The organism is Streptomonospora mangrovi (assembly GCF_027604915.1).
In the GTDB taxonomy this organism is placed as follows: Bacteria; Actinomycetota; Actinomycetes; order Streptosporangiales; family Streptosporangiaceae; genus Streptomonospora; species Streptomonospora mangrovi.
Map to the genome: position 1 here is coordinate 48,345 of NZ_JAJAQC010000048.1, position 11,679 is coordinate 60,023.

Sequence of the window (11,679 nt, forward strand, 5' to 3'; positions counted from 1 at the left end):
TTGGCTATGTCGATTTAGGATAGGTGACCCAAACTTAGGCACGTCTAATTCAGTCGCATTCACGGCTATTTCGGTTAGGCTTTCCTTCGTTCTTTCCGGTGCGTCGGCGGCCCGCCGGCGGGCCGCCCGCCCGCAGGCCCCCCACCAGCGCGCCCGCCTGCCGACCAGGGCCGCCCGCGGCCCCTAGAATGAACGCGTGATCTCCCGTATCGACCTCCGGGGCGCCGTCGGCGACCCGCGCGACCTGCTGCCTCGCGCCGAGCTGGACATCGAGACCGCGCTCGAACGCGTCCGCCCCATCTGCGACGACGTCCGCCACCGCGGCACCGAGGCGCTGATCGAGCTGACCGAGCGGTTCGACGGCGTCGCGCTCACCGACATCCGCGTCCCGGCCGAGGCGATCGCCGCCGCCCTCGACTCCCTCGACCCCGGGGTCCGGGCCGCCCTGGAGGAGTCCATCCGCCGCGCCCGCCTGGTCCACGCCGACCAGCGGCGCACCGACACCACCACCAGCGTGGTGCCCGGCGGCACCGTCACCGAGCGGTGGGTGCCCGTGGCCCGCGTGGGGCTCTACGTCCCCGGCGGCCGCGCCGTCTACCCCTCCAGCGTCGTCATGAACGTCGTGCCCGCCCAGGAGGCCGGGGTCGCCTCGCTGGCCGTGGCCTCCCCGCCCCAGGCGGAGTTCGGCGGCCTGCCCCACCCCACCGTCCTGGCCGCCTGCGCGCTGCTGGGAGTCGACGAGGTCTACGCCGTGGGCGGCGCCCAGGCCGTCGCCATGTTCGCCTACGGCGCCGGCCCCTGCGCCCGCGCCGACATGGTCACCGGCCCCGGCAACATCTGGGTGGCCGCGGCCAAGCGCCTGCTCAAGGGCGTCATCGGCATCGACGCCGAGGCCGGCCCCACCGAGATCGCCATCCTCGCCGACGACACCGCCGACCCCGGCTTCGTCGCCGCCGACCTCATCAGCCAGGCCGAGCACGACGTCGTGGCCGCCTCCGTGCTGGTCACCCCCTCCGTCGAACTCGCCGGCAAGGTCGAGGCCGAACTCGCCGCCCGCGTGCCCGCCACCCGCCACCGCGACCGGGTGGCCGAGGCGCTGGCCGGCCGCCAGTCGGGCATCGTGCTGGTCGACGACATCGACCACGGCCTCGCGGTGGTCGACGCCTACGCCGCCGAGCACCTGGAGATCATGACCGCCGACGCCCACGCCCACGCCGCGCGCGTGCGCAACGCCGGCGCGGTCTTCGTCGGCGACTACTCCCCGGTCTCCCTGGGCGACTACTGCGCCGGCTCCAACCACGTGCTGCCCACCGGCGGCAGCGCCGCGCACACCGCCGGGCTCAGCGTGCAGACCTTCCTGCGCGGGGTGCACGTGGTCTCCTACGACCGCGCCGCGCTGGCCGAGGTCGCCCCCCACGTGGTCGCGCTGTCCCAGGCCGAGGACCTCCCCGCCCACGGCGAGGCGGTCACCGCGCGCCTGGGCGCCGGCCCGGCCGGCACCGCCGGAGGCGACCGGTGACCCCTCCCCGCTCGTCCCGCCCCACCGACCCCGGAGACGCACCCGCTCCCATGGACCAGCCCGGCCCCGCCGCACTCACCCTGGCCGACCTCCCGCTGCGCGACGACCTGCGCGGCACCGAGCCCTACGGAGCGCCGCAACTCCCGGTGGCGGTCGCCCTCAACACCAACGAGAACCCCTACCCGCCCTCGCCGCGGCTGGCCGAGGCCCTGGGCCGCAACGTCGCCGCCGTGGCCGCCGGCCTCAACCGCTACCCCGACCGCGACGCAACCCGGCTGCGCGCCGACCTGGCCCGCTACCTCGGCCACGGACTCGACACCGCGTCGGTGTGGGCGGCCAACGGCTCCAACGAGGTGCTCCAGCAGATCCTCCAGGCGTTCGGCGGCCCCGGCCGCCGCGCCCTGGGGTTCGAGCCCACCTACTCGATGTACCCGGTGATCAGCCGGGTGACCAGCACCGAGTGGGTCGCCGCCCGGCGCGGCCCCGACTTCGCGCTCACGCCCGAGGACGCCGCCGCGGCCGTGGCCCGCCACCGCCCCGACATCGTGTTCCTGACCTCGCCGAACAACCCCACCGGCACCGCGCTGCCGCTGGAGGTCATCGCCGCCGTCGCCGAGGCCGCCCCCGGCATGGTCGTCGTCGACGAGGCCTACGCCGAGTTCCGCCGCGAAGACACCCCCAGCGCGCTCAGCCTGCTGGCCGACCACCCCCGACTCGTCGTCACCCGCACCATGTCCAAGGCGTTCGCGCTGGCCGGCGCGCGCGTGGGCTACCTCGCCGCGCACCCCGCCGTCGTGGAGGCCCTGCACCTGGTCCGGCTGCCCTACCACCTGTCCTCGGTGACCCAGGTGGTGGCCGGCACCGCGCTGGAGTTCGGCGACGAACTGCTGGGCCAGGTCAAGCAGTTGCGCGAGGAGCGCGACGCCCTGGTGGCCTGGCTGCGCGGCGAGGGCTTCACCGTCGCCGACTCCGACGCCAACTTCGTCCTCTTCGGCGACTTCGCCGACCGCTCCGCCGCCTGGCGCGGCCTGCTGGAGCACGGCGTGCTCGTCCGCGAGGTCGGCCCCCCCGGCAAGCTGCGCGTCACCGTCGGCACGCCCGAGGAAATGTCGGCCTTCCGCACGGCGTTGCTCCAGGTGCGCGCCGAGCACCGCTGAGCCGCCGCCCGCCCGCCCACCCGCCATCCTCCCGGGAGAACCTGAACCCATGAGCCGCACCGGCCGCGTCGAACGCGCCACCAAGGAGACCAAGGTCGTCGTGGAGCTGGACCTCGACGGCACCGGGGTCGCCGACATCTCCACCGGAGTCGGCTTCTTCGACCACATGCTCGACCAGCTTGCCAAGCACGGGCTGTTCGACCTCACCGTGCGCACCGAGGGCGACCTGCACATCGACTCCCACCACACCATGGAGGACACCGCCCTGGCGCTGGGCGCGGCCTTCCGCGAGGCGCTGGGCGACAAGGCCGGGATCCGCCGGTTCGCCGACGCCAAGGTGCCGCTGGACGAGGCCCTGGCCGAGGTCACCGTGGACGTGTCGGGCCGGCCCTACCTCGTGCACAGCGAGCCCGAGGGCATGGCCCCGGTCATCGGCCGCGACTACGACACCACCATGACCCGGCACATCTTCGAGTCCTTCGTGGCCCAGGCGCGGGTGGCCCTGCACGTCCACGTGCCCTACGGGCGCAACGCCCACCACATCGTGGAGTGCCAGTTCAAGGCGTTCGCCCGGGCGCTGCGCTTCGCCTGCGAGCGCGACCCCCGCGTCACCGGCGTGCCCTCCACCAAGGGCGCGCTGTAGTGAGCGCGCTGTGGGGCGTCCTGCTCGTGGCCCTGGGCGGGCTGCTCGCGGGCGGCACCGCCGCGCTGTGGCGCGTCAACAAGGTGCTCGCCGCCGCCCTGGGGGCGTGCGCGCTGCTGGCGGTCGTCGCCGGCGCGCTGCGCCTGGGCTACTTCGGCTGAGGGCGCCGGCCGCCCCGCAGGGCGTCCCGGCGGCCGCCCCACCGACCCCCTCACCGTCCGACCCGCGTCCCACCGTCCCAGCGAAAGGCGGGATCCGCACATGCCGCAACGCACGCCACCGCGCGTGGTCATCCTCGACTACGGCTCGGGCAACCTCCGCTCGGCCCAGCGCGCCGTCGAGCGCACCGGCGCCGAGGTCGCCGTCTCCGCCGACCCCCATGCCGCGCTGGAGGCCGACGGCCTGATCGTGCCGGGCGTCGGTGCCTTCGCGGCCTGCGCCGAGGGCCTGCGCGCCGCCGGCGGAGACCGGGTCATCGGCAAGCGGCTGGCCGGCGGCCGCCCGGTGCTGGGCATCTGCGTGGGCATGCAGGTGCTGTTCGAGCGCGGCGTCGAGCACGGGGTCACCAGTGAGGGCTGCGGCGAGTGGCCCGGCACCGTGGAGCGGCTGCGCGCCGACATCGTGCCGCACATGGGCTGGAACACCGTCGAGGCGCCCGAGGGCAGCCGGCTGTTCGCCGGGCTCCCCGCCGACGCCCGGTTCTACTTCGTGCACTCCTACGGCGTGCTCGACTGGACGCTGACCCCGGCCGCCAAGCACATCGCGCCGCCGCTGGTCACCTGGAGCACCCACGGCGAGCCGTTCGTCGCCGCCGTGGAGAACGGCCCGCTCAGCGCCGTCCAGTTCCACCCCGAGAAGTCCGGCGACGCCGGCGCCCGCCTGCTGGCCAACTGGGTGGGCGGGCTGTAGCGGCGCCCGCCGCGCCGAGGCGAGCCGGGACGCGCGTCTCGGCGCGGCGGAACCGCACCGCACGCACACCTCACCGCAAACCGATCCGCATCCGACCAGAAGGCTGCCATGTCCTCCACCCTTGAACTCCTGCCGGCCGTCGACGTCGCCGACGGCCAGGCCGTCCAGCTCGTCCAGGGCAAGGCCGGCTCCGGCGGCCGCTACGGCGACCCCCTCCAGGCGGCCCTGGGCTGGCAGCGCGCCGGAGCCGAGTGGATCCACCTGGTCGACCTCGACGCCGCCTTCGGGCGCGGCCACAACCGCGACCTGCTCGCCGAGATCATCGGCCGGCTGGACGTCCGGGTGGAGCTGTCGGGCGGCATCCGCGACGACGAGTCCCTGGCGGCGGCCCTGGCCACCGGCTGCACCCGGGTCAACATCGGCACCGCCGCCCTGGAGAACCCAAAGTGGTGCTCCCGCATCATCGCCGAGCACGGCGAGCGGATCGCCATCGGCCTTGACGTGCGCGGCCAGACACTGGCCGCGCGCGGCTGGACCCGCGACGGCGGCGACCTGATGACCACGCTGGAGCGGCTGGAGGCCGACGGCTGCCCCCGCTACGTCGTCACCGACGTCACCAAGGACGGCACCCTCCAGGGCCCCAACCTGGAGCTGCTGCGCACCGTGGCCCGCTACACCGACAAGCCCGTGGTGGCCAGCGGGGGGATCTCCTCCCTGGACGACCTCAAGGCCATCGCCGAGCTGACCGGCGAGGGCGTGGAGGGCGCCATCATGGGCACCGCGCTCTACGAGGGCGCCTTCACCCTGGAGGACGCCCTGAAGGCGGTGCGCGCGGCATGAGTCTGGCCATCCGCGTCATCCCCTGCCTGGACGTGGACGCCGGGCGGGTCGTCAAGGGCGTCAACTTCCAGAACCTGCGCGACGCCGGAGACCCGGTGGAGCTGGCCGCCCGCTACGACTCCGCGGGCGCCGACGAGCTGACCTTCCTCGACGTCACCGCCTCCAGCGGCGACCGCGCCACCACCTACGACGTGGTGCACCGCACCGCCGGGCAGGTGTTCATCCCGCTCACGGTTGGCGGCGGGGTGCGCACGCCCGAAGACGTCGACCGGCTGCTGCGCGCGGGCGCCGACAAGGTCGGCGTGAACACCGCCGCCATCGCCCGCCCCGAGCTGATCCGCGACATCGCGCACCGCTTCGGCAGCCAGGTGCTGGTGCTGTCGGCCGACGTCCGCCGCACCGCCGAGGGCGCCACCCCCAGCGGGTTCGAGGTCACCACGCACGGCGGGCGCACCGGCACCGGCATCGACGCGGTGGAGTGGTGCGCGCGCGCCGCGGAGCTGGGGGCGGGGGAGCTGCTGCTCAACTCGATGGACGCCGACGGCACCCGCGCCGGGTTCGACCTGGAGCTGATCTCCGCGGTGCGCGCGGTGGTCGACATCCCGCTGATCGCCAGCGGCGGCGCCGGGAAGGTCGAGCACTTCCCCCCGGCCATCGACGCCGGTGCCGACGCGGTGCTGGCCGCCAGCGTGTTCCACTTCGGCGAGTTCACGGTGGCCGACGTCAAGGCCGAACTCCGGGCGCACGGCCACCCGGTCCGCTAGCACCGGGCCTCGCGGTCGGCGGCGACCGGGGCGGGGGGGGCGGCGGGGGGGGGGCCCGGGGCGCCCCCCCCCCCCCCCCCCCCCGCCGCCCCCTCCACCGCCCCGCCCTCTACCACTCCCACCCGCGCGCGCCAACCCCCTATTCCTCACCTCACCAGGGGCGGAATAGGGCGCACCCGCCCACCGCTGAACTAATCGGCTACGCCGATCCGGTGGGCCGGAGTAGGTTGGTGAGCGGGCGTCCTGTCATGGGACGCCCTCGTCATGGCCGCGACACGCCGCGTACGAGTGCAGGGGGACGCATGCCCGGAGACCAGAGCACGACCAGCCGGGAGGAGGGGCGGTCGGCGGTCTTCCGACGCGGCATGTACGTGCTGTGGGTGGCCATGCGCACCGAACCCGTGGTGTTCGCCGTCGCCGTGCTCGGCGCCGGGCTGCACGCCGCCGTGAGCGTGGGCTCGGCTTCGGTCATGGGGGGCATCACCGACCGCGTCATCCTGCCCGCTTTCGCCGAGGACCGCACCACCACCGCCGCCCTGGCGCTGGCCGCCGCCGCGCTGCTGGGCGTGGGCGTGGCCAAGGCGCTGGGCCTGGCCGCCCGCAGGCTCTACGCCGGGCTGATGCAGTTCCGCATGCAGGCGCGCTACCGCCGCGCGGTGTCGCGCACCTACCTGCGGCTGCCGCTGTCCTGGCACCACCGCCACGCCACCGGGCAACTGCTCTCCAACGCCAACGCCGACGTCGAGGCCACCTGGCAGCCCCTCGCGCCGCTGCCCATGGTGATCGGCAGCCTGTTCATGCTGGTCACCGCCGCCGTCGCGATGGTCGTGACCGACCCCGTGCTCGCCCTGGTCGCCTTCGTCGTCTTCCCGGTGCTGGCCGTGGCCAACGTCGTCTTCCAGCGCCGCGTGGCGCCGGTGGCCACCCGCGCCCAGGCGCTGCGCGCCCAGGTCAGCGAGGTCGCCCACGAGTCCTTCGACGGCGCGCTGGTGGTCAAGAGCCTGGGCCGCGAGGACCACGAGACCGAGCGGTTCACCGCCGCCGCGCACCGGCTGCGCGACGCCCAGATCCAGGTGGGCCGCATGCGCGCGGTGTTCGACCCGGTCATGGAGCACCTGCCCAACTTCGGCATCCTGGCGGTCCTGCTCATCGGCATGTGGCGGCTGTCCACCGGGGCCATCGGCCCCGGCGACCTCGTGCAGACCGCCTACCTGTTCACCCTCCTGGCCCTGCCCATCCGCTCCCTGGGCTGGATCCTGGGCGACCTCCCGCGCTCGGTGGTGGGCTGGAACCGCGTCCAGGCGGTGCTCACCGCCCAGGGCGAGATGCCCTTCGGCGACCGCCGGGTGGCCCCGGGCACCGGCGGGGTGTCGCTGGCCGCGCGCGGGGTGGGCTTCTCCTACGAGGACTCCTACGACACCGGCGCGCGCGACCTCGCCGACGCCGACACCGCGCCGGGGCGGCGCAGCACCGTCCTGCGCGGCGTCGACTTCGAGATCGCCCCCGGCCGCACCGTCGCCCTGGTCGGCCCCACCGGGTCGGGCAAGTCCACCCTGACCACGCTGCTGATGCGCCTGGTCGACCCCGACGCCGGCACCGTCGAACTCGACGGGGTGGACGTCCGCGACCTCGCCCGGGGCGAGATCGCCGCCACCGCCGCCCTCGTGCCGCAGGCGACGTTCATCTTCGAGGACACCGTGCGCGGCAACGTCACCTTGGGCGCCGACATCGACGACGCCGAGGTGTGGGCGGCGCTGCGCCTGGCCCGCGCCGACTCCTTCGTCGCCGCCCTGCCCGAGGGCCTGGACACCCGCCTGGGCGAGCGCGGCACCACGCTCTCGGGCGGCCAGCGCCAGCGCCTGGCCCTGGCCCGCGCCGTGGTGCGCCGGCCCCGGCTGCTCATCCTGGACGACGCCACCTCCGCGGTGGACCCCCAGGTCGAGGCGCAGATCCTGGCCGGGCTGCGCGACGCCGACCTCGCCGCCACCGTGGTCGTGGTGGCCTACCGCCGCGCCACCATCGAACTCGCCGACGAGGTCGTCTACCTCGAACAGGGCACCGTGCGCGCCCGGGGCACCCACGCCGAGCTGCTGGAGCGCTCGCCCGGCTACCGCCGGCTGGTCACCGCCTACGAGCGGGCCGCCGCCGAGCGCGCCGCCGAACGCGCGGCCGGCGCCGAGGACATCGCCGACCCGGCCGACACCGACGACCCCGCGCCGCGCCCGCTGCGCGCGGGCCGCCTGCCCGGCGAGCCCGGCGCGCGGCCCGGCGCCCGGCACGAGGGCGGAGCCGAGGACACCGAGGAGACCCAGGAGACCGTGCGATGAGCGCCCCCGCCTCCGACCGCACCCGGCCCGCGCGCGGCGCCGCCGACCCCGCCGACCCCGCGGACCCCGCCGGCACCGCCCTGGGCGGGCCGGGGCTGCGGCGCGCCAACGGCGGCGCCCTCGACACCGTCCGCCGCGGGCTGCGGCTGACCCCGGAGTTCGCCGAGGGACTGTGGCTGACCCTGCTGCTGGCCGTCGTGGCGACCCTGGGCAAGGTCGTGGTGCCCATCGCCATCCAGCAGATCATCGACCGCGGCGTGGGCGCCGAGGGCGGCGGCCCCGACCTGCGGTTCGCCACCGCCACGGTGGCGGTGTGCGCGCTGCTGCTGGCCGCCACCATGGCCGCCGCCTACGTGATGAACGTCCGGCTCTACCGCGCCACCGAGTCGGCGCTGGCCACGCTGCGCCGCAAGGCGTTCCGGCACGTCCACGACCTGTCGGTGCTCACCCAGAACAGCGAGCGCAAGGGCGCCCTGGTGGCGCGGGTCACCGCCGACGTCGACCAGATCAGCACGTTCATGCAGTGGGGCGGCCTCCAGCTCATCGTCAGCGTGGGCCAGCTCATCGTGGCCACCGTGCTCATGGCCGTCTACTCCTGGGAGCTGACCCTGGTGGTGTGGGTCTGCTTCCTGCCGCTGCTCTACGGCGCCCGCTGGCTCCAGCGGCTGCTCTCCCGCGCCTACCTCACGGTCCGCGAGCGCACCGGCGACATGCTCGGCGCCATCGGCGAGACCGTCATGGGCGCGGCCGTCATCCGCGCCCACGCCACCGAGGAGCGCACCGCCCGCCGCATCGACACCACCGTGCTGGCCACCCGCGCCGCCCAGGTCAAAGCCCAGCGGCTGTCCATGGCGGTCTCGCCCTTCGCCGAGCTGATCGCCGCCGTGGGCAACGCCGCCGTGGTCGTGGTGGGCGTGCTGCTGGGCATCGGCGGCGGGATCACCGCCGGCGAACTGGTGGCCTTCCTGTTCCTGATGACCCTGTTCATCGCGCCGATGATGATGGCCACCGAGATCTTCAACGAGGCGCAGAACGCCATCGCCGGGTGGCGGCGGGTGCTGGGCGTGCTCGACACCGTGCCCGACATCGCCGACCCCGGCGAGGCCGGCCGCACCCTGCCGCGCGGCCCGGTCGCCGTCCGCTTCGAGGGGGTGTCCTACGCCTACCCCGGCGGCCCCACGGTCCTGGACCGGGTCGATGAGGAGATCGCGCCCGGCACCCGCGTGGCGGTCGTCGGCGAGACCGGCTCGGGCAAGACCACGTTCGTGAAGCTGCTCACGCGGCTGATGGACCCGGTCGAGGGCCGGGTGCTCATCGACGGAGTGGACCTGCGCGAGGTCGCGTTCTCCTCGCTGCGCGGGCGGGTCGTCATGGTGCCCCAGGAGGGGTTCCTCTTCGACTCCTCGCTGGGCGCCAACATCCGCTTCGCCCGCCCCGAGGCCACCGACGCCGAACTGGAGGCCGCCGTCGCCGAGCTGGGCCTGGCCGACTGGCTCGCGGGCCTGGCCCACGGCCTGGACACCCCGGTGGGCCAGCGCGGGGAGTCGCTGTCGGCGGGGGAGCGCCAGTTGGTCGCGCTGGTGCGGGCCTACGTCGCCGACCCCGACCTGCTGGTGCTGGACGAGGCAACCTCGGCCGTGGACCCCGACACCGAGGTCCGCATCCAGCGCGCCCTGGACCGGCTCACCCGGGGCCGCACCTCGGTGGCCATCGCCCACCGGCTGTCCACCGCCGAGGCCGCCGACGAGGTGCTGGTCTTCGACGAGGGCCGGGTGGTGCAGCGCGGCACGCACGAGGAACTGGCGGCCGTCCCCGGCGTCTACGCCGACCTCTACGCGTCGTGGGTGCGCAGCTCGGCCTGAGGCCGCGCCGGGCGGGGGCTCAGCGCCCCCGCTCGGCCCACCAGTGCGCGGCGAGCCGCTCGGCCACCACCGGCTCGGTGAGCAGCGCCACATCGGGGACGGTGTCGCCGGGGTAGCGCACGGTCGCCGCCGCGCCGGGCACCTCGCCGCCCACCGCCACCAGCGTGCCGCGAAGCTGGCCCAGGTGCTCGGCCGTCCGCTCGTCGTAGTGGGAGCCCGCGAACAGCAGCGCCCGGTAGTCGCTGACCGCCGCCAGGTAGCGGTCGGTGTGGGACCACTCGCCGGTCTCGGCGGCGTACGCCTTCACGACCGGGCCCTTGCGCAGCGCCAGCGCGCCGTGCCCGGCCGAGGACAGCCGCTCGGCGGGGGCCACCAGGTGCACACCGTCGGGCGAGGACAGCGCGGCCGCGACCTCGGGCACCCAGGAGCCGGCGCGCTCCAGCAGCCCGGCCGTGGCGTTGGCCGCGCGGCGCAGGGTCTGGGCCACGTCGGCGCCGGGCGACACCGCCGGCGCGCCCAGCCGGTAGCCCAGCAGGAGCAGCAGCGCCAGCGCGTTCTGCACGGCGGCGCAGGCCAGCCCGCTGCGGTCGGGGCCCGCCAGCAGCGGCACCAGGATGTCGGCGTAGCGCGCCACCGGGGAGTCGGGGTCGTCGCCCAGCACGATGATCGCCGAGCGCTCGGCGTAGGTGTCCAGCAGCGAGCACAGCTCGCGCACCCCGCCGCCCGCGGCCACCGCCACCACCAGGGTGTCGGGACCCGGGGGCAGCGACCGCTGCGCCGAGGCGAACTCCGCGCTGGCGCCAAGCCCGCTCAGCCGCATCCGGGCCGCCGCGGTCTCGCACACGTGGCGGGCCGAGCCCATGCCCAGCAGCAGGATGCCCGCCGGCTCGTCCTCCAGCAGCGTGGGCAGCGCGCCGTAGGGGTCGTGGCGGGCCAGCCGGTCGGCCAGGCCCATCAGGGCGTCGGGCTTGCCCGCCAGGTCGGCGGTCAGCAGTGCGGCGGTCACGGGTCTCCTGCGGGGTCGGCCAAGCGGCGGGGAGCGGCGCCCGGGGGGCGCTGGGAACTCTACAAAACAACCGGGCCCGGCGGGTGCGCGCGGTGCGCCCGACCCGGCCGCGACCGGGCACGGAGCCGCCATAGGGTGGAGGCATGAGCACCAGCCCCGCCGGGCGCCGCGCCGACACCGCGGGCGCGCGCCTCGCCCCCGAGATCGCCGCGCGGCTCAAGCGCAACCCCGACGGCCTGCTGCCCGCCGTCGTCCAGCAGCACGACACCGGCGAGGTGCTGATGCTGGCCTGGATGGACGACGAGGCGCTGCGCCGCACCCTCGACACCCGCAGCGCCACCTACTGGTCGCGCAGCCGCGGCGAGTACTGGGTCAAGGGCGCCACCTCCGGAAACGTGCAGCGGGTGGTGGGCGTGGCGCTGGACTGCGACGGCGACACCCTGCTGGTGCGCGTCGACCAGACCGGCGCCGCCTGCCACACCGGCGACCACACCTGCTTCGACGCCGGCGAGCTGCCGCTGGGCGCGGGCACGGCGCCCACAGGTGACACGGTTGACACGGCCGACACCGCCGGTACCGTCGACCCGGCCGGCGCTGCCGGCCCGGCGGGCACCGCGCCCGCCCCGGGCGCGCGCCGCGCGGGGCCGGCGTG

10 protein-coding genes and 1 pseudogene are annotated in these 11,679 nt (G+C 75.5%); 10 read left to right on the forward strand and 1 reads right to left on the reverse strand.

The window, feature by feature from the left end; all coding sequences use genetic code 11:
* Positions 1-196 precede the first annotated feature (196 nt).
* From hisD to LG943_RS22475, 9 genes are all read left to right on the forward strand, one after another.
* Entirely contained in the window at positions 197-1,519 is a 1,323-nt protein-coding gene (hisD, locus tag LG943_RS22435; protein ID WP_270074326.1) for a histidinol dehydrogenase, read from the forward strand.
* Positions 1,520-1,569: 50 nt separating this feature from the next.
* Complete coding sequence (locus LG943_RS22440; RefSeq protein WP_270074327.1) at positions 1,570-2,676, forward strand: histidinol-phosphate transaminase; 1,107 nt, start codon at positions 1,570-1,572, stop codon at positions 2,674-2,676.
* Positions 2,677-2,725: 49 nt separating this feature from the next.
* Positions 2,726-3,319 (forward strand): imidazoleglycerol-phosphate dehydratase HisB, encoded by a 594-nt coding sequence (hisB, locus tag LG943_RS22445; protein ID WP_270074328.1) that lies wholly within the window; start codon positions 2,726-2,728, stop codon positions 3,317-3,319.
* Positions 3,319-3,480, forward strand: coding sequence for a hypothetical protein (locus tag LG943_RS22450; RefSeq protein WP_270074329.1), 162 nt, complete (start codon positions 3,319-3,321; stop codon positions 3,478-3,480). Before hisB ends, LG943_RS22450 begins: the two co-directional genes overlap by 1 nt.
* Before the next feature lie 100 nt (positions 3,481-3,580).
* Positions 3,581-4,228, forward strand: a complete 648-nt coding sequence (hisH, locus tag LG943_RS22455) for an imidazole glycerol phosphate synthase subunit HisH (protein WP_270074330.1) — start codon at positions 3,581-3,583, stop codon at positions 4,226-4,228.
* A gap of 108 nt (positions 4,229-4,336) precedes the next feature.
* On the forward strand, positions 4,337-5,068 hold the full coding sequence (gene priA / locus LG943_RS22460; protein WP_270074331.1) for a bifunctional 1-(5-phosphoribosyl)-5-((5-phosphoribosylamino)methylideneamino)imidazole-4-carboxamide isomerase/phosphoribosylanthranilate isomerase PriA: 732 nt from the start codon (positions 4,337-4,339) through the stop codon (positions 5,066-5,068).
* Entirely contained in the window at positions 5,065-5,832 is a 768-nt protein-coding gene (gene hisF / locus LG943_RS22465) for an imidazole glycerol phosphate synthase subunit HisF (protein WP_270074332.1), read from the forward strand. Before priA ends, hisF begins: the two co-directional genes overlap by 4 nt.
* A 302-nt stretch (positions 5,833-6,134) precedes the next feature.
* The gene (locus tag LG943_RS22470) at positions 6,135-8,159 is read left to right on the forward strand and encodes an ABC transporter ATP-binding protein (RefSeq protein WP_270074333.1); all 2,025 of its coding nucleotides are present in this window, start codon (positions 6,135-6,137) and stop codon (positions 8,157-8,159) included.
* Entirely contained in the window at positions 8,156-10,021 is a 1,866-nt protein-coding gene (locus tag LG943_RS22475; protein ID WP_270074334.1) for an ABC transporter ATP-binding protein, read from the forward strand. The genes LG943_RS22470 and LG943_RS22475 overlap by 4 nt, the downstream gene beginning before the upstream one ends.
* 19 nt (positions 10,022-10,040) lie before the next feature.
* Here the strand turns inward: LG943_RS22475 and LG943_RS22480 are convergent, their stop codons facing one another.
* The gene (locus LG943_RS22480) at positions 10,041-11,027 is read right to left on the reverse strand and encodes an SIS domain-containing protein (RefSeq protein WP_270074335.1); all 987 of its coding nucleotides are present in this window, start codon (positions 11,025-11,027) and stop codon (positions 10,041-10,043) included.
* Between the two features lie 143 nt (positions 11,028-11,170).
* On the opposite strand from LG943_RS22480, the pseudogene hisI reads away from it, so the two are divergent.
* A pseudogene (hisI, locus tag LG943_RS22485) lies at positions 11,171-11,542 on the forward strand (phosphoribosyl-AMP cyclohydrolase); the annotation flags it as partial.
* Positions 11,543-11,679 lie beyond the last annotated feature (137 nt).

What these genes read in the sequence shown, in the direction of transcription:
- LG943_RS22440 (WP_270074327.1), top strand. Translation starts at nt 1,570, where the DNA reads ATGGACCAGCCCGGCCCCGCCGCACTCACCCTGGCCGACCTCCCGCTG.
- hisB (WP_270074328.1), top strand. Translation starts at nt 2,726, where the DNA reads ATGAGCCGCACCGGCCGCGTCGAACGCGCCACCAAGGAGACCAAGGTC.
- hisH (WP_270074330.1), top strand. Translation starts at nt 3,581, where the DNA reads ATGCCGCAACGCACGCCACCGCGCGTGGTCATCCTCGACTACGGCTCG.
- priA (WP_270074331.1), top strand. Translation starts at nt 4,337, where the DNA reads ATGTCCTCCACCCTTGAACTCCTGCCGGCCGTCGACGTCGCCGACGGC.
- hisF (WP_270074332.1), top strand. Translation starts at nt 5,065, where the DNA reads ATGAGTCTGGCCATCCGCGTCATCCCCTGCCTGGACGTGGACGCCGGG.
- LG943_RS22470 (WP_270074333.1), top strand. Translation starts at nt 6,135, where the DNA reads ATGCCCGGAGACCAGAGCACGACCAGCCGGGAGGAGGGGCGGTCGGCG.
- LG943_RS22475 (WP_270074334.1), top strand. Translation starts at nt 8,156, where the DNA reads ATGAGCGCCCCCGCCTCCGACCGCACCCGGCCCGCGCGCGGCGCCGCC.